The organism is Rhizobium sp. ZPR4, from assembly GCF_040215725.1.
Taxonomy (GTDB): Bacteria; Pseudomonadota; Alphaproteobacteria; order Rhizobiales; family Rhizobiaceae; genus Rhizobium; species Rhizobium rhizogenes_D.
In genome coordinates this window covers 52,129-72,502 of the sequence record NZ_CP157970.1, presented here as the reverse complement: position 1 = coordinate 72,502, position 20,374 = coordinate 52,129, and the positions used below count along the sequence as shown (strand labels likewise).

General features: G+C 56.0%; 16 protein-coding genes and 2 pseudogenes. 11 read left to right on the top strand and 7 right to left on the bottom strand.

The genetic code is table 11. From position 1 onward, the window contains the following. Position 1: 1 nt before the first annotated feature. Positions 2–220: pseudogene (locus ABOK31_RS33550) on the top strand (helix-turn-helix domain-containing protein); the annotation flags it as partial. 199 nt (positions 221–419) lie between these two features. Here ABOK31_RS33550 and ABOK31_RS33545 read toward each other — a convergent pair. From ABOK31_RS33545 to ABOK31_RS33535, 3 genes and pseudogenes are all read right to left on the bottom strand, one after another. Next, positions 420–905, bottom strand: a complete 486-nt coding sequence (locus ABOK31_RS33545) for a hypothetical protein (protein ID WP_349963062.1) — start codon at positions 903–905, stop codon at positions 420–422. 52 nt (positions 906–957) lie between these two features. Continuing rightward, entirely contained in the window at positions 958–3,966 is a 3,009-nt protein-coding gene (locus tag ABOK31_RS33540) for a Tn3 family transposase (RefSeq protein ID WP_349963061.1), read from the bottom strand. Between the two features lie 5 nt (positions 3,967–3,971). Further along, a pseudogene (locus ABOK31_RS33535) lies at positions 3,972–4,595 on the bottom strand (recombinase family protein). A gap of 173 nt (positions 4,596–4,768) precedes the next feature. Here ABOK31_RS33535 and ABOK31_RS33530 point away from each other — a divergent pair. After that, complete coding sequence (locus ABOK31_RS33530) at positions 4,769–5,167, top strand: VOC family protein (protein WP_349963059.1); 399 nt, start codon at positions 4,769–4,771, stop codon at positions 5,165–5,167. Positions 5,168–5,420: 253 nt separating this feature from the next. Here ABOK31_RS33530 and ABOK31_RS33525 read toward each other — a convergent pair whose 3' ends face one another. Genes ABOK31_RS33525 through ABOK31_RS33515 form a run of 3 tightly spaced genes read right to left on the bottom strand, consistent with a single transcriptional unit; the run spans position 5,421 to position 10,658 of the window. Next, positions 5,421–5,684, bottom strand: a complete 264-nt coding sequence (locus tag ABOK31_RS33525) for a hypothetical protein (protein WP_349963058.1) — start codon at positions 5,682–5,684, stop codon at positions 5,421–5,423. Between the two features lie 4 nt (positions 5,685–5,688). Then, positions 5,689–10,275, bottom strand: a complete 4,587-nt coding sequence (locus ABOK31_RS33520) for an RHS repeat-associated core domain-containing protein (protein WP_349963057.1) — start codon at positions 10,273–10,275, stop codon at positions 5,689–5,691. A 59-nt stretch (positions 10,276–10,334) separates the two neighbouring features. Then, complete coding sequence (locus ABOK31_RS33515; protein ID WP_349963055.1) at positions 10,335–10,658, bottom strand: RHS repeat domain-containing protein; 324 nt, start codon at positions 10,656–10,658, stop codon at positions 10,335–10,337. A 406-nt stretch (positions 10,659–11,064) separates the two neighbouring features. On the opposite strand from ABOK31_RS33515, the gene ABOK31_RS33510 reads away from it, so the two are divergent. The 9 genes from ABOK31_RS33510 (at position 11,065) to ABOK31_RS33470 (ending at position 19,723) form a co-directional block, all read left to right on the top strand. Continuing rightward, on the top strand, positions 11,065–12,072 hold the full coding sequence (locus tag ABOK31_RS33510; protein ID WP_349963054.1) for a hypothetical protein: 1,008 nt from the start codon (positions 11,065–11,067) through the stop codon (positions 12,070–12,072). Positions 12,073–12,102: 30 nt separating this feature from the next. Beyond that, on the top strand, positions 12,103–13,107 hold the full coding sequence (locus ABOK31_RS33505; protein WP_349963052.1) for a hypothetical protein: 1,005 nt from the start codon (positions 12,103–12,105) through the stop codon (positions 13,105–13,107). Between the two features lie 24 nt (positions 13,108–13,131). Continuing rightward, entirely contained in the window at positions 13,132–14,133 is a 1,002-nt protein-coding gene (locus tag ABOK31_RS33500; RefSeq protein WP_349963050.1) for a hypothetical protein, read from the top strand. A 17-nt stretch (positions 14,134–14,150) separates the two neighbouring features. After that, entirely contained in the window at positions 14,151–15,149 is a 999-nt protein-coding gene (locus tag ABOK31_RS33495; RefSeq protein ID WP_349963049.1) for a hypothetical protein, read from the top strand. Positions 15,150–15,327: 178 nt separating this feature from the next. Then, positions 15,328–15,603: an RHS repeat domain-containing protein gene (locus ABOK31_RS33490; RefSeq protein ID WP_349963048.1), complete on the top strand. Its 276-nt coding sequence runs from the start codon at positions 15,328–15,330 to the stop codon at positions 15,601–15,603. A gap of 445 nt (positions 15,604–16,048) precedes the next feature. Further along, entirely contained in the window at positions 16,049–17,644 is a 1,596-nt protein-coding gene (locus ABOK31_RS33485; RefSeq protein ID WP_349963046.1) for a hypothetical protein, read from the top strand. Positions 17,645–17,673: 29 nt separating this feature from the next. Continuing rightward, positions 17,674–18,660 (top strand): UbiA prenyltransferase family protein, encoded by a 987-nt coding sequence (locus tag ABOK31_RS33480; RefSeq protein ID WP_349963044.1) that lies wholly within the window; start codon positions 17,674–17,676, stop codon positions 18,658–18,660. After that, a complete protein-coding gene (locus tag ABOK31_RS33475) occupies positions 18,657–19,361 on the top strand; it encodes an HAD family hydrolase (protein WP_349963042.1) in 705 nt (234 codons plus the stop codon). Before ABOK31_RS33480 ends, ABOK31_RS33475 begins: the two co-directional genes overlap by 4 nt. Next, positions 19,358–19,723: a GtrA family protein gene (locus ABOK31_RS33470; RefSeq protein WP_349963041.1), complete on the top strand. Its 366-nt coding sequence runs from the start codon at positions 19,358–19,360 to the stop codon at positions 19,721–19,723. The genes ABOK31_RS33475 and ABOK31_RS33470 overlap by 4 nt, the downstream gene beginning before the upstream one ends. Positions 19,724–19,868: 145 nt before the next feature. On the opposite strand, the gene ABOK31_RS33465 is transcribed toward ABOK31_RS33470, so the two are convergent. After that, complete coding sequence (locus ABOK31_RS33465) at positions 19,869–20,315, bottom strand: hypothetical protein (protein ID WP_349963039.1); 447 nt, start codon at positions 20,313–20,315, stop codon at positions 19,869–19,871. Positions 20,316–20,374: the final 59 nt, after the last annotated feature.

The window sequence follows — 20,374 nt, the reverse complement described above, 5'->3', positions numbered from 1 at the left end:
GATGGGTTCAGCGATTTCACTACGAGGAGATTTTGACGGGGAGCGTCTGCGGCGGTTGGCGCGGCAGACCAAGGATGCTGCTCAGGCACGGCGACTTTTGGCGCTCGCCGAGATCTATGACGGCGGTTCTCGTTCGGATGCGGCGCGGCTGGGCAATGTCACGCTCCAGATCGTGCGGGACTGGGTCATGCGTTTCAACGCACGCGGTCCTGATGGTTTGATCAATGGGGCCAGAATCCGGTATCGCGCCGCTCGTGTTGGCTCCGCCTTAATATAGGCCGGAACATCACCGAGCCGATCGTTCTCCGTGACCGGTCCCTCGAAGGTGACGTACATGCTCTTGATAGGAATCGGGGTCTGAGTAGCAACGGAACAGAAAAGCGACATAAGGATTTTTCTGCACGTCCTCACCGAAACGCTCATGCGTAGGGTTCCAGTGCTTGCGGATCCCGCCATCGATGCGGTTGTGTCGCCTTATGGTTCTCACGGTATCGCACGAGATTTACGTCGGAGATTACCGAAATCGGCTCGCCGCAAATTTCGACGAGAGACCCATGTCGAAGAGGGCTCTGCCACGCGTACGGAACGTCGCCCCAAAACAGGGTTGTTGGCCGCTCTTCTGGCCCTTGGACGAGCGTGATCTCGCACAATGTTCCAAGGAATTGAAAAGCCCGCTTATGGCGGAAGCGTTTCAGGGGAACCTCTTCGAAACGAGAAAGTCCGTGAAGCGCCCTATCAAACTCTTTGAAATCCTCGCTACAGTAAAGCAGATCGATATCGCCATGCGTAGATCGCGGTCGCAAGCCAAGGATTTCCTCGGCCCATCCTCCGAAAAGGTGACAGGCAATCCCAGCCTGCCGAAGGGTGGCGACAACAATGGCCACTTTTTCACGAGTGTTCTCCATCAAACCTCCACAGGAGCTAGATAACGGTAGGCAAATCTATCGTTCAATCGCTTTATGGATCGTCGTCCGGGTCGGTAGTGCTCGGATCGCGCAGCGGCCTGAGCTCGCCTCGAGCCACGAATTCAGGAAGCGTGAAGGCATATCGGCCGAGCATGTTGACGTGTTTAAATCCGAGTGGCGACAGGCGTGCGACGTCTTCCGGCCTCAACTCGTAGCCTTCAGCCACGAGTTGTTCGAGCGCGGCATCCATGTAGATCGTATTCCACAGCACCACGAGATTGACGACCAGGCCGAGCGCTCCGAGCTGATCTTCCTGGCCCTCCCGATAGCGCTGACGTAGCTCGCCCCGTTTTCCATGGAAGATGACGCGGGCAAGCTGATGGCGACCTTCACCGCGATTGAGCTGGACGAGGATACGGCGTCTGTAGCTTTCATCATCAATGAAACGCAGGAGATATAAGGTCTTGATGAGGCGTCCGAGTTCCTGCAGGGCGCGCGCGAGGCGTGTTGGCCGATCATTGGTCTGGAGTGTCCTGGTGAGACCTGCGGCCTGAACGACGCCGAGCTTGAGGGAGCCGGCGAGGCGCAACAGATCGTCCCAATGGTCGGCGATCAGCTTCATGTTGATCCTATTCGAGGCGATATCGTCGAGGATCCCATAGTCGGCCTTCGCATTGGTCCGCCAGAACCGTGCGCCGCCGACATCGGCGATGCGGGGGCTGAACTGATATCCGAGAAGATAGAATATCCCAAAGATTGTGTCGGTATATCCGGCGGTGTCGGTCATGATTTCGGTCGGCTGAAGCTCGGTTTCCTGCTCCAGCACGACAGCAAGCAGATTGAGGCTGTCGCGCAGGGTGCCGGGAACTGTCATGGCGTTGAGACCGGTGAACTGATCGGAGGCGAGATTGTACCAGGTGACACCGCGCTCTTGCCCAAAATACCGAGGGTTTGGACCAGAATGAATGGTGCGGACCGGCACGACGAACCGTAATCCATCGGCGGACGCCACGTCACCACCGCCCCACTTCCTTGCCAGCGGAATGGCGTTTTGCGCCGCGACCAGTGCAGCGTTTGCGGCTGTCAGCGTCTCGGCGCGCAGAAAGTTTTGCTTGACCCAACTCAGCCGCGATCGCCTGAGCGCCGGATTATCGAGGCGGACCAAGGGCTCGAAGCCGGTATTCGTCGCCTCGGCGACAAGCACGGCGCAAATGCTGGTCGCGATGTTTTCTGCGCGCGAGCCACCCTCGCTGGCATGGGTGAAGAGGTCAGCAAAGCCAGTCCTCGCATGCATTTCCATGATAAGTTCGGGGAGATCGAGCCGGGGCAGACGCGCGTCGATCGCCGCGCGCAGGGCGATCAGGCTTTGCGGCTCCTCGATTTTCTCCAGGCGTTCTAGGGACAGGTCGGGACCTTCCGCAGTTTGGACGATGGTGACGGCCGAATTTGACGGAATACGATCAGCGGTCTCCTGATAGGCGAGATCGAGCCGGCTCGACAAATCCCGAAGTTCTTCGTCAGCAACGGTGGACACCCCAACGGTACGGCAGACCGTCGGACGGGCCGCTTCCCATGCAGGCCCTGAGAGCAGCCCCTTGCGTGGATCGGCATAGCGCAGGGAACGCAGCGGAAAGATGTCGCGCCGGCGGATGGCACGACGAAGACCGTCGAGAACGCAAAGCTTGTATCCGGTGAGATCGACAGCGCCGTCAGGGGCCTTCAACTGTGGAAGCCATATCTTTGGTGCGAATGCCATCGGCGCTGGACCGGCGCGCTTGCGCCCGGACTGAACGACACGAAGATAATCAATTGCCTCCAGTAAGGGCCGGCCGGCGGGAGCTGCGCCGAGATCGAGGCCAGCGAGCAGGCCCGGCGTGTAAGCTATTTTGCGGTTATGCTTCCTGATCTCGGTAAAATAGGTGTCGTCATGCGGTTCCGCGAGGGTGCCGACACGCTCGACGGCCTCATCGAGTACCTGCCTGTCGATCAGGTCGAAGATGGCAGTGTGGACAGCATCGTCAGGGGTCTCGGAATCAAGGATGACGATCGCCGCATCCCGCAGTTTTAACGCCGCAGCGTCGAGATCGCGCAAAGACCGTAAGCGGATCTGTTTGGCGGACGAAGTAGCCTCCGACACCATCGATGTCGTGACCGCGTCGAACAGGTCGATGACATCATCCCCAGCCGAAGCTTCAAGGGTTCGGATGAAGGCCAGCAAGGTTGCAGCACGCCGATTGTCCGGTAGCCGCGACACGGCTTGCGCCTTTGCGGAGCTGGCAAACTTCGCCAGCGCCGTTACCCTGCCGGGCGGCAAGCGATCTATGGACGGCAATCCGCTGGCGAGGCTGCGGATCTCTTCGAGCCGACCGAGAGCACGGCTGATCTCACGGCCGCTTTGTATGTAGGGGCCGTCGCGCAGCCGATCGAGCGGGCTTTGCCTTTCGCCTTCTGGCACCACCACCAGGTTATCGACACGCAACCGTTGTTCTGGCGTTACCCCGTCGATCAGCAATCTATGGAACCGGCTGGTTGCCCGTCCGCGGACCCTTGCCACAGCTCTTTCCACCACGGACCGTCCTGGCAATAGAACCTTGGCTTGCAGCAGCCATGCAACTGCCCGGTCAAAGAGGGTGGCGGGGCGATCGGATCCTGTCCAGCATAGAGCATACAGAAAACGGTTGAGGCGAAACGCGACCCCATAATCTGTATATGTCCGGTAGCCATAGCGCTGCCGAATACGAGGCGCATGCCGCCACCGCCCTTCGCTGCGGGCATAATCGGCGATCAATCCATCAGGTTCGGCAATCGAAAGCTGGCGAGCAACGTATCGCTGGGCGGAGACGGGAACGTCTTCCGGCTTTTCCAGAAACATCCCGAGCATGCGCACTGCGCCAAGCTGGACAGCGACACCAAGACGATTGTGATCGCCGCGGTGGACTGCGACGAACGTGCGATCGGCATCATCAAGGTGGAAATAGCGGGCCAATTGATCGGGTGTCAGTTCGGCCGGAAAGCGACCATATTCTCGCGCCTGATTGTCGCTCAGGAATCCGACCGGCAAGGTCGTCAGGCCTGTGCTGCGGCGTCGCGCTTCGTTGAGCGCCGGACGAGCAATTCGTTGGCCCGCTCGCGCGGTCTCCCCTTGGCATCAACGTAAGCATAGAGGGTGGACAAGGATACCCCGAGTTCGGCGGCGACATCGCGCGCGGCATTGTCTTTGTCAGCCATCATCGCCATGGCGACCTTCAGCTTCTTACGGGTCATCACACGCGGCCTGCCCCCAGCCCTCCCACGAGCGCGGGCCGCCGCAAGCCCCGCCATGGTCCGCTCGTGGATGAGATCGCGTTCGAACTCGGCCAAGGTGGCGAAGATGCCGAAGACGAGCCGGCTGGTCGTCGTGGTGGTGTCCATGTCGCCGGTTAGAACCTTGAGCCCGACACCACGTTGCTGCAGGTCGTTCATCAAGCCGACAACGTGCGGAAGCGACCGGCCGATACGATCGAGTTTCCAAACGACGAGGGCATCTCCAGCCCGCGCAACCTCCAATGCTTTTAAAAGACCAGGACGATCAGTTGCCCGGCCGGAGCAAACGACGTCATAGATTTTCTCGCAGCCGGAGCGCTCCAATCCGTCCCGTTGAAGGTCGAGATTTTGCTCGCCGGTCGAAACTCACATGTAGCCTATCAGCATAACCGCTCCCCGTTTCGTATAAACTTAGACGGCAGGGAGTTTGTAGGCTATAGGTTTTTGCACGAGTATTTACGAAATTAAGCGGCTGTTCCGAGATTTTTGCAATCGGCCTTGCTGCGTCACATCAAACCGGGGTTTGTTGCAAAGGCTAGCACCCCGAAATCGGAGGACGAATGCTACATCATGCTTCATTAGGGGTTTCCGATATCGAGCGCGCCGCTGCATTTTACGACGCGGCTCTTGGCTCACTTGGATATGTGCGGGTTTGGGAAGATCTGCGGCCGGGAGAAGCCGACCAGGCCGTCGGTTATGGGCCCGAGGGCAGCGGCGATAAGCTTGCCATCAAGTTTAGGCCTGAGGGCCAGCGTCCGCCGGGCCCAGGCTTTCATCTTGCTTTCGCAGCGCCAGACAGGAAGTCCGTCGCGGACTTTCATAAAGCCGCGCTTAATCACGGAGGTAGAGACAACGGTGGTCCGGGACTGCGAGCCCACTACGGACCAAACTATTACGCCGCCTTCGTGATCGACCCAGACGGACATCACATCGAGGCCGTGTTCAACTCGGCACCTTGACCCACGGATGAGAGCAACGGTCCAGCGAAGCTTATGTAGGTTTTCTGTTCCGTTGCTACTCAAACCCCGATACTTGGCGCCAAATCGCACGCCTTCACACCGCATGAACCAAAGCCTCACTCCCAGATCTTGGTTTCAGAGCGTTAAGTTTACAGTGCCTTTAAAAGGTGTGCGGGCCTTCGACCACCGCCGAATAGCGGCTTTTTTCATTCGCCATTCGAACGAGCCTTCCGTTGGAATTTCGTTAGCCGTTCTATTGAACTTTTCTTGCGTTAATCACCGCTGCTATTTCTTTAGCTGCCCGAGCATCCGTCGATTTGTCCATTTCGATCATCATATCTTGAGTTCGTTTTTCCGCGAGAAATTTCGCAATCTGACTAGGATCTGCTTCGTCACCGCATAGCTCGATAATCTCGACAGCAATGCTCATATACTCATCGGCTGGTGCGACGCCTCGTACGCCAATGGGGTCCCATTTTGTAAACAGAATCTCATTGACATCTTCTAAAATGGTCATGATCTCACCAGACTGTAACGACGTAACCGTTGGGGCTTATTACCGCAGTACAACTTGCCCCATAACATACTGTATTACCATTCGGTTGCACCTGCGTTCGGATAGGGTTCGAGCAGGCGTCCTGAAGTGCGCTAGGAGTAATCATTCTTGTTTGCATCCTGCTCATGGCGTGTGGGCTAATGCCGATTACCTCAATTAGACCAAGCGGATCAATTCGGCGAACCGGATCGTTTGCGGCGTAGACATAGGCTGACAAAACCTCGGTGGGTGGCTTTGAGCGGTCACTGTCCAGTGGATCTCTCGATAGCCACCGTGATGTCGTTGGATCATATCCTCGATACCAGGTCAGTCCAAGATTAGCTTTATCGAACATCTTGGCGAACCCGAAATCGGTGAGCATCGGTGTAATTTGAATTAGCGAACCCCAGGGATCGTAGTCATATGCGGTCGCACTTGTTTCGCTTTGAAAGACGCGTCGAACCGATCCAATTTGATCGACACCGTAGAATGATAGCGGGTCCGCAGCACCGGCCTTGTATTCGCCTTCGTCGAAATAGCCACGAGAAGCTAAATATTCAGAATCGCGTGCCTGACAAAGTTTACTGCCACACCAGATATATTTCGAGGTAAGGACGTTGCCTCCTCCTGAGGGTATATCGTCGATTTCAGTACGACGCCCCAGCCCGTCATAGACAAAGGTAGTCTGCTTCCCGGCCTGAGCAGCGTAAGTTATGCTGACCAACCGATTTTCCGCATCCCAGGAATAGGTCCGCGTGCCGTCGGATAGCAGATTGCCGTTGGCGTCATAGCTATAGGCCTGACCAGCGACCTGCGTGATTTCGTTGAGATTGTTGAAGGAAACAGTCTGCGCGGCGGGGTTGGGCTCTGCGACGCTTGCGTCACTGTCCTGCGTGATCCCGGTGATCAAGTTCTCCGGCGATGTCTGGAATGTGAAGTTAGTATACTGACCGGTCGTCAGGCCGGTGTTGGCGATACCGGACAGACGCCGGTCGTGAGCGTTGTCGAGGTAGCTCCAGGTGGTTTTAAGACTGGAGGTCGCCGGCAGCAATTGCCTGGCGGTCATTTGGGCCGTCTGACCGAGATAGGATATCTGGAATGCGCCAAGATCGCTGGAGTGATCGATGACCCGACCGATAGCATCATACTGCGCGGTCTCCGCTCCGCTGCCCGAGATCTGGCGGCTGGCAGGTCGCCCTAGAGCGTCATATCCATAGGCGATTGTGTGCGAGCAGCTCGCGGCACCTGTCGCCGTAAAGCATTCCTGGGCGAGCTGCTGGGCACCGTCGACATAGGACGGGTTATAGCCGTAAGTCGTGGTCCCCACTCCGTCCGCCATCGAAGCAATTCGATCAAAATAGGGATCGTAGGCGAACGTGACGTTCGGCGTGGGATTGACCGCGTTGAGATAGGTCATCCCCGCCAGATTGTTGTCGATCGCGTAGCTATATTGCTTCGTCTGCCCCAAAGCATCGAGAGCGCTCTTCAGGCGGCTGGTCGTGGTCTCGTAGGTGTAGGTGATTTTGCTGTTATCGGCGTAGGTCTTCGAGGTTTGCCGGCCCTGAACGTCGTATGCCCAGGATGTCGCATTCCCTTTCGGGTCGGTCAGGGAAACCAGATTTCCGGCTGGATCGTAGCCAAGCGTCGTCGTCTGCCGCATGGGATCGACAACGCCGGTCAGGCGGCGATTGGCGTCATATTGATATCGCCAGAGCCGGCCCTCGCGGTCCTGATATGAAACGAGTTCGAGCCGCTGATAGGTATAGCGCTGCGACGTGCCGTCGGGATACGCAATCTTGGTGAGTCGATCAGCAGCGTCGTAGTCGTAGGTGACGGACCAACCTTCCGAGTCTGTAAAAGTGCGCACTCGGGCAAAGCCGTCATAGGTATAGCTGGCCGCGGTGGCGTTGTTCGCATTGACAATCGATGCCAGATTTCCGCTGGTGTCATATTGATAGGTTGTTTTTTCGCCGAGAGCATCCGTATTTGAGGTCATTTGCCCGTTGGCATTGTAAGCTATCGCGCTCGTCTGTCCGGCAGCATCGGTGTAGAAAATTGGCCGATGCTGCTTGTTATAGATATATTGAGCGAGCGTGGAGCGTGTGCCGAATTGATCGGCCTGACTGACAGCGGCGACATCAATGCCGTCGGTGTAGGCATAATAGGTAATCCGCCCGGCTGGATCCGTCGCCTGCGTTAGATTTCCATTGCTGTCATAGGCGTATAGACTGATCTGCGACGTACCGTCGTCGAGGACACGGCCGACGGCCGTCGGCTTATCATAGGTCCCGCCGTAAAGTGTGCCTGTTGACGCGGTCTGCCCCGGATAAGTGTACCAGACGCGATTCTCCAGTGGCTCTTTTTCGCTTTCAATGGTCGTACCCTTGATGGACGAGCTCGGCATGTGAACGAAATGCCGGATCCGGGCCTTGGTGTAATCGCAGCCACCCGTGTCGGTGCAGCCGGCGGCAACATAAGCACTCTTGTCCCAGTGAAAACTATTGCGGTAGGTCAGATAGCTGTTCGACAGTGGCAGCGGCATGCCCACTGGCACAGTGGCTGTCGGATCGCTCGCTGGTATCGGCGCCGGCTCCAGCCACTCCTCGCGCTCCTTATTGCCGAGCGGATCTGTAATCTGGACGAAGCGCGGCGGACTTGAGGTTCCCGGCGCAGTATAGCTGAAACGAGTTGTACCATAAGGCGTCGTCAGCGCGTTTATGAGCGAGTTGGCATCATAGGTGAAGCTCGATGTCAGACCAATGATATCAGTGATCGAAGCCAGCCGACCCTGACTGTCATAAGCAAGGACGGCGCTGCGACCGAACGGATCGGTGATCTGACTGACGAGCAGAGGACGACCAGGAACGTTGTAAATGAACATGGTATCGCGCCCAACGGCATCTGTAATCGACGTTAGCCTTTTCTGGCTGTCGTAATGCAGCGTTGCGGCATTGCCTTGAGGATCGATGACTTTAGTCAGGAAGATTTTGCGCGGATAGGCAGCGCTTCCGTCGGACTGTTCGTAAATCTCCATGCCGCCATCGCGCAGCTGGCGACGATAGCTGACCGGCGATTGCGAGACGAGCGACAGGATTGAACCGTCGGTGTCCTGCGCCGCAAAGGTTTTGCGGATGGCATCATAGCCAATATAGTAGAAGGCACCGCCCTCACCCATGATGCGCGAGACATTTGCACCGGGGTTCGTGGGATCGTCGATAAGATAGCTTGACCAACTTAACGACCATTTCTGGCCGATATTGAAGTAGTCGAAATTCGCAGGTTGGCTGTCTTCACGCTGGTTATAGCTGATGCCGATCTTCATCGACGGGCCGACCGGCGGGACATAGCCGACGGGCACATCCGAAAGCGTTACGCTGACGCTGGATTCCTTGATGTTGACCACACAAAGAGGCGCGCGGCACTGGGTCTTATCATTATTATTTTGGTTGTTGTTTGGGTTCTGCGGCCACAACGACTGGTTCCCATTGCCGCCCTGTCCCTGGTTTTGATTTCCACCGCCGTCGTTCCCTTGGCCGTTCGCATTTTTGTCGCCTGCATCGCCCTGACGTGTGTTGTTGGTCGGTCCCTTGCCACGAATGATGGCGGCTTCGCTCGAGGAGAGCGGCTGCCAGCCCGCATCGGCAACTTCACTCGATGGCACAAGGAAATATCCGCTGGCCTCGGCATTCAACGCATCGGGCGTGACCCAGATATCGGCATTGGGAAACACCGCGTCTTGGACGTGATAACGACCATTCGCCTTGCCGACGATTGCCGCGAAATGCCCCACCTTCCAATGGACAACGGATGGGACAGGAACAGCTTCGTCCACCGACCGGTGAATCAGGCGATAGTCGAGCTTTGCCTGGCTGGCCAATCCACCGAGCTCGGCAAGCGTCGTACCGTTTGGTCCAGCATTGTAAAACTGCAGAAAATTGAGTTTGTCTGCGCCGACACCCTGGGTCAGCAAGAGAGCCCGCAAGGCAAGCGGGCCGCAGTTGAACAAATGGCGCGGATCGGTCTTGACCAGCGTCAACATCTCGCGAGCCGATTGGATGGTTTCCGTTGCCGGCCCGGAGACCTTTCGCGCGCCGAGTTGGTCAAACAGGAGCGCCAGATCGTCGCTCCGTCCCATGCTGGCGTTCAGGCTGGCAAGCTCGCCGACAGCGCGATCGGTCAGTGCCTGCGCCTCCGGAGCAGACGCATCTTTCCCTTCGATCCAAGCGTTTTGCCAAGCATCGATGGCGCGCGAGAAATAGCCGTCATGCAGATAGGAAAGCCCAATATTGGTCCAGAGCGCGGTCGACCAGCCGCTGTGGGGATGCACCTGCAAAAATGTCGTCAAACTCGATAGGTCGGAGGAATCCTGTCGATGCTGAAACGCATTGACGGCAGTCGAAAGATCTTCGTCTTCGCTTGCGATGGTGGCCTTTGTCTTCACCAAAGGCTCGGCAAAACCAGTTGCGCCCGAAGCAGTAAATGCCGCCACCGTCGGGGGCGCGGCCATCACCGTTCCAGTGGACATCAATGCGAGAAGGAATACTGCTGCTGTTCCTGATTTGAATGCAGACATCGTTGAGGTCTCTCGTCAAATTTTTTGGAAAGGCGTGGAAGGTCGTCAGTCAATCCTGCTCACGGCTGGGTCCAAAGGATGCAGCCCCACGACCCGGAGCCCCAGATCGCATCAGCGACGCCATTCGTCCAGTTGACAGCGCCCCAATTGACCTGGCCCCAGATGGGTGGTGAAGCATCCTTGGTCGCGGTCTGCTGCGATGTGCGATTGCCGTTTGGGTCGTAGCCGTAAACGATGCATTTCGAGTTGTCATAAAACCCCGTCGTCAGGCGCCCGTTCGCGTCGTAGCCAAAATCACTCGATTTCGTATCCGCGAACACGGGAACGGCGCTCGCCAAAAGCACAGTCGAAACAATTATCTGGAAGCCGAGCCTTGAAATCATCGCTCTATCCCTGTGAGAAATTTGTTTACTGTCGCACGATCTGCATCTTGTGAGATTATTTTTTGATTGGTAACTTTCGCATGAATTGCAGCGCTCTTCGGACTCATCTCAAGCCGCCTGCGATGGCATTCAGCGAAGCCCCCAGCGTTAGAAATAGAATTCTCATACAATAATCAGAATTACAATCCCGTAAAAACCGGGAATCGAAGCATAGTCTTCAATTTCAATCTGAAAAGTGAGCGCTTTTCGGAAGAATACCATCATGTTCATGAGGTAATATATTTTACTATTATCAATTTAATCTGTTCTATATTTTCTCAATTGACGGAATTGCTTTATTTGTGCAATTAAGGCGCGTCTCAATTTGCTTGCGCATTGCTTTCATCAGTTTCCAAGAGGACGCCCGATGCGATCGGAAAGCAACCTTGCACTGAATTTTCTCATTTGTGCACTTCTCGCGACGACGGCGTCGCCGGCGATGGCCGCGTGCACAGTGCCGAACGTCTTGTCCAACGGTCAAACAGCGGATGCGACGCAGGTCATGCAGAATTTTGCGGCCGTAGCGGGCTGCGCCGATGCGACCACACCGTCCGGTGGTCAGAACACGATTCAATTCGAAACATCGAGCGGCAAGTTGGGTGGCGTTGCTCTGCCCGACGGCCAAGTGGTCATTGGAACGACCGGAGGCGCTCCGCAGGCAAAAGCGCTGACCGCCGGTCCCGGCATTGCCATCATGAACGCTCCCGGCGGCATCACCATCTCGGCAACGAGCAGCGGCTCGGCCAATGCGGTCGACTGGTTGAACGAAGCCGCAGTCATCAGGCCCTTGTCGAGCAACTTTTCCATCGTGACATCGACGACTGCGCCCGCCGGCGCTTCGCTGGTGCCGACGGTCCGTGGCATGGCGTTGACAACCACAGCCGTCGCCGACGGCACCAGCATCATGGCCGAAACCGCGACACCGTCAGGCCATTGGCAGGCAACGATGTTGGCGGTCTATTCCGGACCGCTTGCCAATGCCAGCTTTCCGGCCATCGCCGTACGTGACTCGATCAGCCATCGCGCCGTCGAGTTCGGTATCGGAGGGTCCGGAACGACCTCGTATCAAGCTGCCTACACCAGGACAGTCGGAGGGCTCGGTCTTGACACCGTACTCGGTCAGACAACGGCGGCCGACGCCGGCCTGCCTCCCCCATCTCAGCCCATCTGGTCGCGCGTGACCTATGATGGCACCAATTTGTCATGGGCCTTTTCTCGCGACGGTGAGGTCTTCTCTACTGTATTTACAGTCCTTGCGGTCGACAATCTGTCCAATGTGGACCGGGTGGGGCCCGTTGCGCTGTTCCAGCAGCCCACACATGCAAGCTGGCCATCTGCCTATCACGTTCTCTCCTGGCGCCTTGCCAGCATGTGACACTGTGCCCCTCCAGCATTGAGGTTTCTCATGCCCAGAGTCTCGCTTCTCGCGCCGATCCTTGCCACAGCCTTCTTGACGACCGGTGCCGGCACCGCCTTTGCACAATGCGCGCTGCCGAACCAGCTTCAAAGCGGGGATTTGGCCGACGCGACGAAAGTAGGTGCCAACTTCACCGCCCTTGCGAATTGCGCGGATGCCCAAGTGCCGAGTGCCGGCGCGAATTCGGTGATCTATAATGCCGGAGGCGGGTCGCTCGCGGGCACAACGCCGCTGACCGATGGTCAACTTCTTATTGGATCCACCGGCAATCCGCCGCAACCTGGAACGCTCTCGGCTGGCTCCGGCATCGCAATTGCCGGCGCCCCTGCATCTGTCACGGTTTCAGCGACCGGTAGCGGCACAGGGGCGGCCGTCGACTGGCTCAACAAGCCGGCGGTGGTTAAGCCAACCGCTACATCATTCACCCTGCAGACGAGCACGACACCCCCGTCCGGCGCAACGCTGACCGCGACGACGCGGGGTATGCTATTGTCTGCGAATTCCACTGCAGACGCTCGCGCCATGATGGCGGAAGTTTCCCTGCCCTCCGGGCACTGGCAAGCAACGATGCTTGCGGTCTACACGGGACCGATATCCTCCTATGTCTTGCCTTCGCTCGCGGTGCGAGACGCCGCCAACAAACGGGCCATCCTCTTTGGGGTTGGCGGCAATGGCGGTGGGAAGCGCTTCGACTATGACAGGTCGTCCGGCGGGATCGGACTGGATACCTATAACAGCGACGTCCCGATCCAGGATATCGGCTTCTCGGCGCCGAGCGAACCAGCTTGGGGGCGCCTGACTTATGATGGCACCAATCTGATCTGGTCCTTTTCGCGCGATGGCGAGAGCTTTACGCCCGTCTATACAGTCTCCGCGACGGATTATCTGACCAATCTGAGCACCATCGGCCCTGCTGTAATGTTCTATCAACCCTCTCACTCGACCTGGAATGCGGGATATCACGTACTTTCCTGGAATCTCGTTTCAAACTAGTTGTCGCGATCTTCGGAGCCCGCCATGCCTAAAAGCCAATATTTGATCTCAGTTGGTTTTCTGCTTGCGCTGCATGCTGGCGCAGCACAAGCCGCGTGCACTGTTCCTAATCAGATCGTCAATGGTGGCGTGGTGGACAACGCCCCAGTCATGGGTGATTTCAACGCTGTCGCAACCTGTCTAGGCAGCACAGTTCCGGCAGGCGCACAAAACAGTGTCCAGCTCGACAATGGTAGTGGCGGATTCGCCGCCGTTGGGCCGTTGACCGATGGCCAACTGCTGATCGGGGCCACAGGCTCGCCTCCGAGCGCAGCGACTTTGTCGTCCGGGACGGGCATTGCCATTACAAACTCCCCAGGTGGCATTTCGATTGCGACGACTGGCGTCCTCGGTGGCGGTGGTGCTGACTGGCTGAACGGCACAGCCGTGGTCAAACCGGTCGCCGCAAACTTCACTCTGCAGACGTCAACCACTCCGCCGACGAGCGCAGCGATTGCCGGCACCAGCCGTGGCATGGTTCTGTCCACATCAGCCGCTGTAAACGGCGCGGCCATGATGGCGGAGATGAACGCACCGTCCGGCCATTGGCAAGCCACGATGCTGGGGGTCTACACCGGCGGCCTTTCCGATTACTCCATGCCGTCCATTGCCGTACGCGATGCCGTCAACAATAAAGCTGTCGAATTCGGCGTCACAGCATATAGCACCACGGACTATCGTTTCGATTATTACATCACATCGGGGGGCGTCGGCTTGAACAGCCGCGTCAACGACATCATGAGCCAGGATGTCGGATTTCCGCAGCCGGCTCAACCTATCTGGCAGCGTTTGACCTACGATGGTACCAATCTTATCTGGTCATTTTCCCGAGACGGCGAGTTCTTCATTCCAGCCTATTCGGTTTCCGCGACAGCGGTCCTCGGCAATTTAAGCACAATCGGTCCAGCGGTCATATTCCCCCCCAACATCAGACAAACATGGGCGGCGTCGTTTCAGGTGCTGTCATGGAATGTCGTGAGCCTTTGATACAAAGGGACCAAACCATGCGTCGCAGCTTCAGCATCATATCGTTCTTCGGCGCCTTACTGTTTACGAGCGCCACTTTTGCTCAATGTGACATTCCCAACCAACTCACCAACGGTCAAATGGCTGACGCCACCCAGCTGATGGCGAACTTTGAATCTTTGCGAAATTGCATCCCGACTCCGGGCGGTGCCAATAATTCGGTTCAGCTCAACGATGGAAACGGCGGCCTTAACGGCATTGGCCCTTTGTCGGATGGGCAACTAATCATCGGCAACTCAAGCGGGGCACCCCAGGCATCGACCCTTACCGCTGGCACTGGAATTAGCATCGTAAACAGTCCTGGCAATGTGACCATCAGTTCAGGCGGTGGCAGTAGCTTTCAACGCGAGTTTGGGCCGTTTGCCCCACCCAATGCAGCAACATTTACAATGATTGACAGTCCAGCTTCAATCGTGCCAACCGTTACCAACGTGGCGAACGTAGGGCTGGTATATTCTGTCCCCATAACCAGCAATACTACTGCATTTCCAGGCGCCTATCGGATAGTTCCGACTAGCGCTACTTGGACGCTAACGCTCCGCGCAAAATACCCCACGCTGATGGGCAGCTTTCCCGAATTCGGAGTATGGATAAAAGACAGCGCCGGCAAGATGCTTGGTGCCGTTATGGAATCAAGAAGTAGCAGCGCCTCGCTCGTCGTCAAACGGTGCGATTCCAATATTAGTCTGAACACAAATCCATATGTCCAAGGTATCAGCGACGCACCCAATTGGTTTCGAATCCAGTTCGATGGAACAAATATAATTTTCTCAACCTCGTGGGATGGTCAAAACTGGCTCATTTTCTGGTCAGAAGCAAAGACGACATTTCTGAATGGAAACTTATCCTATGTGGGCATTGGTGGAATAACAGGAATATCTTCGACGAGCTTATGGCGCCCAGGTTCTACCTTAGGAGGTCTTGTAACCTATTGGGATATTGATGACGATCCTGCATCCAATCGAGTGATTCCGTGAAATTGAATTGGGACGAGGCGTAAGTCCATTTCAAATCACGGTTTCGTTCTGTATTGCGCCATCCGCCCCGTATTCGCGGATACACGGTGAACCGGCCGGCGACTGCGATGATGGGCTTTAATCGCTGCTATGCGTCGCAGGCCGCGACGATGTAAAACCCCAATTCGGATGGACAGAGATGATCAATCAGATCAAGCCTGCGCAATCGTGGATCAAAATTCTGGTGATTGGACTGCTGGCAATCCCGGATAGCACTTTTGCCGCGGTGACCTCTTACACCTATGACCAGTTGGGGCGTCTGACCACTGCGTTATACAACGGCAACGTCTGTGTCGCCTACAGCTATGATGCAAATGGAAACCGCCTCTCGCAGACGAGCACAAGCGGCGCGCCTGCGACTTCTCCGACTTGGGGCTCTGGCACCTTGGGCTGTTTCACGTGGACGGCGCGCTGACGGAGCAACCCTCCCATTTACTTACCTCGCATCTACCCGGGGGGTTGAACATCAAAGAGTGTTAAGTTTCGCAACGCTTTGACCCAGATTTGCATTTGAGGCTGATCCATCCAGCGGATGAGAACCCTTTGACAAACTTGCGATACCGACATCCAGGCAGGGCTGCGATGAAATGCAAAAGTTGGTAAAATCTCGGCACAAACGAACAGCCGCCTGCTCAAAGAGTGCATCACGTTGGCGAACAGTTATACCACTTAGAGTCGATGGCATTCTCACAACATTTAGAGTGGTTGTCTAAAGCTTATCTTAGTTTCTCTGTTGCTAAGAACATGAGTGTGGCTTGGGAATTCTCGTGAGGATGTCCTGAAGAACAACGTCGCGGCAAATTGGCTGGCGGTGGGATATTTTATACAGGGCATTCGCTCGCTTATGTGGCAGCTCGAGAATGATGCATACTCTAACCGCACCCAGATCGGCTGATCCGCTCAAGCTTTTCTCTCGGTCGAGAACGGAGTCTCGCCGGCCTGTCGAATTTGTCGTTCTCGCGATCTGGCTTGTTGCGATCAGCATCCAGGTTAACCAGCACGTGATGTTTCGGGATGAAGTCCGAGCTCTGTCACTGGCTCTTTCCGGCGAGAACGTATGGGCGATGCTGGTGACGATCCATGGCGAAGGCCATCCGGCGATCTGGTATCTGCTGCTACGTCTAGCTTATGCGGTGTTCGGAAGCGTGCAGGTGTTGCCCGGTCTTGCTTTCCTAATCGCGACCGCTGCGGTGGGCCTACTCCTCTTCCGCTCGCCGTTTCCCCTTACCCTGGTCGTCCTGTTCATGGGAAGCAACGGCTTCCTTTATGAATATTCAGTCATGGCCAGGAATTACGGCATATCGGCGCTCGTGATGTTCATTGTCGCCGCAAGCTATCCGGCCTGGCGGCAGCGCGGGTATCTGATAGGTTGTCTCCTCTTCCTTCTCGCCAACACCAACGTCATCGCGGCGATCATGACGGGGGGATTCCTGCTTTTCTGGTTCCTCGATCTGCTTGAGGAAGGCGGAATGCGCTGGACCCCGGCACTCACGAACTTCTTTGTCAACGCGCTCATTGCGGCGGCAGGATTGGCCGCCTGCGGCGTCACGATTCTTCCAACTTTCAACGATGCCGCAGTCATCGACCTCTCCATGCAATCGCCGGCAATGCTTGCTTTGAGCGCGATGTTTAATCCAGCAAGCACGACGCCAGGCACCTTGCTCCCAACGGTCCCGAGCCTGCTCGGATCATTCGTGCTATTTGGCGCAACCCTTGGCCTTTTGGCCAGACCGGCGGCCTTCGTTGCGGCCCTTGTCTCGCTTCTCGTTTTCTCGCTTTTTTCCAGTCTGGCATCAGCGGGTAGCGAACGGCATGCTCTGGTTTGGTTTTGCTTCTGCCTTGCCCTCTACTGGATAAGCTGGGATCGAATAACGGACTGTTTTTCAGGCAGACGAAAGCTGCGTTGGAACGCTGTTTTCCGGTTCGGCTGTGGAATGTTCATGATTATGGCGTGCCTGCTGCTAGTCCTCGGCCTCAAGACGGCAGGATTGGCGATTATTGAGGGCCGAGTCGAGAGCCGGAGTGCCGATCTTAGTCGTTTGATTCGATCTCGGCCGGAGCTGGCGAAGGCAATCATTGTTGCTGAACCGGAATATTTGGCTGAGGCGCTGCCATTCTACCTCTCCAATCCGATCTACCTGATCCGGGAACACAAATTCGGGAACTATGTCCACTTTACGAAACAGGGTCAGCTCGACACGGATCTCGGAGAAACCTTGAACGTCAGCGAGGATCTGCAAGACAGAACCGGATCTCCGGTGGTGATTTTAATGCAGCACAAATTGAAGAACATGATCCCCGGTCAGATCTACGGCGAGGGTTACAACTGGACCTTTCATGCCTCGCAACAGCAGATCAATGACTTTCTGTCCAAGACCACGCTACTCGCGGAATTCGGACCTGCAAATTATTTTGAAACCTATGATGTGTATCTGTTGGGCGATGATCGGAAATAGATTGTCCGAAGACAAGGGAGGCATTCGGCGTGAACACGAGCTTGGGTAAAAGCATGTTGCCTGCGTCGGGGCGGGCAGGCTTTCGCGACTATATCGCCATCGCCCGGCTCGACCATAGTACGAAGCACATCTTCATCGTTCCTGGCATTATCCTCGCGTTTCTTCTCCGCGGAGTCAGAAACGACGATCTGCCTTCATCCATCTTACTCGGGTTCTTGACCGCCATTTGTATCGCATCGGCGAACTATTGCATTAACGAGTGGTTCGACCGTGAGTTCGACCGGCATCATCCAACGAAATCGAAACGCTCTGCTGTACAAAGCGCCATGAACGGCAGGCTGGTTCAGCTCGAATGGGCCGTACTGCTCTTTGTCGGACTCGGCTGCGCGATCCTGTCGAGCAAGCTTCTGTTCTTCGTCGCCTGTCTGTTTGCGATGCAGGGCATCATCTATAATCTCGACCCGATCAGGAGCAAGGATAAGGCTTATCTCGACGTTATCTCGGAATCGATCAACAATCCGATTCGCTTGATGATCGGCTGGTCGATGATCGACCCCACCACCTTACCGCCGGGATCTATTATTCTGGCCTACTGGTTCGGCGGCGCCTTCCTGATGGCAGCAAAACGTCTTTCGGAATATGATGAAATCGTCGTGTCGCACGGCAAGGAGTTACTGTCGCGATACCGCATGAGTTTCGCCCAATATACGCAGGTATCGTTGACTGCGTCCTGCATCGCCTATTCCCTGTTCTCCATTGCCTTCCTGTCGGTATTTCTGGTCAAATATCGGATCGAGTACATTCTCGTGCTGCCCTTTGTTGTTGCGATGTTCACGACTTATTTCGTGATGGCGACGAAGCCGGGGTCTACGGCGCAGAAGCCGGAAAAACTGTTCCGCGAACCAGCTCTCCTCGCCATCGTCATGGCATTGGTGGCAACATTCATCTTCACGACGTGTGTGGATATCCCGTTGCTGGTGACCCTGACCGAGCAGCACTACATTACCATCCGATGATCGCGGAGCATTTTGACTGGGACAGGATCCACTTCGTCGTCTTCGATGTTGACGGGACGCTCTACAATCAACGCGAGCTGCGTCTTCGCATGGCAGGCGAGATGATTGCCGATGCATTAGCGACGCGCGAGTTGACCAATCTGCGGGTGCTGCGGGAGTACCGATCGGTACGTGAATTAATCGGAGAGCAGGAGATTGACGGTTTTCAGGAGGGTTTAATGGTGCAAACCGTCGCGCGAACCGGTGTTTCAGCAGAACAAATAGAGGCAATCGTTGCTGAATGGATCCAACGTCGTCCACTCGCCTATATCGAGTCTTGTCGGTACAACGGACTGGTCGAATTGTTTGCGGGACTGCGGAGAAGAAACAAGGCAATCGGAATCTATTCCGACTACCCTGCCGAAGAGAAACTGCAAAGAATGAAATTGTCCGCCGATTATATATTATCCGCAGACGACGTCGGTGTTGGTGTCTTGAAGCCGAACCCGCGTGGCCTGCGGGTCCTGATGCAGCGCGCCGGCGTAAGTCCAGAACAAACGGTTCTGATCGGCGACAGGCCCGATCGGGACGGTCTCGCCGCCCGCCGCGCTGGCGTCCTTCCGTTCATTCGCTCCAAAAAGCCGCGCGACGGTTGGCGCACTTTTTCGAACTACTCTGATCGGCTGTTTGCACCATTGCTGAGGGAGAAAGTGTTCGAATGATATTGTCGAAGGCGATCCGCTATGTGTTTACGGGAGGCTTGGCTTCCGTTGTCGATCTCGGGGTGTTTCGCGGTCTCTTGTCTATAAGCGTACCGCTGGGCTTTTCAGCGACCTCGAGCTGGTTGATCGCCGCCACCGTCAATTACGGCCTCACCAGCCGGTATGTCTTCAAGCAGGCTGTCAGCCGCAAGCGCGCATCATTGTTTTTGGTGGGTGCGCTGTTGGGTCTGTCGATCAATGTCTGTATGACGCTGTTGCTTGTGGGAAACTTCGAGATCGCACCCTTTTGGGCAAAATTCTTAGGCATAGGCACCGCCTTTATTTTCAATTTCCTGATTAACCTCCTTTGGGTTTTTAAGTAGAACCTAGAAATTGCTGTACCGTAAAGTCCGCGTTTGCGAATTTTTGATAGATGATTTTCCGATACGGAACGCGTCTTAACTCGTACCGTTTTAATGGAGGTGACGTCGACTATCGGTCGAAAGCGAACGTGCGTCTTCGTCATCATCAATACCATTTTAGCGTCTTTACGAAGTGGGCAACGGGCGTGCAGTCCAGCTGTGGCGCATGGTAGTCATTGGGCTTGTTGATAAGATATTCCCGGTTCGCGACCTCCGCGACGAAAGCAGATGCTCGGTAGGACCAATTTAGATACCAGGGCGAATCGACGAGTTTCATGATTGCGTGATGTTCGCCAATTTGGCCTGACATTTCCGTCAGGCCCCGACTGTTGAACATATGCCGCCAGGAGAGGTCTTCGATCCTCTCAACTCGAAGATAAAATGACGCGTTTTTGGGTTCTACCGTCTCAATGCAATAGGGCCGGTCGCCCGCTGCGGATTCCGCGCGCGATGCTACCAGGAAGCCGTCAATGCCGATCCACCAAATGGCGACAACGATGGCAACGGTGAGGAAAAGAACCCGCCGGCAGTACTTCATTGCAATCTTCAGCATTATACTCGATCCATTCGCCGATCAGCGCATGAACCTAATGGCACTCCACTGAGATCGCA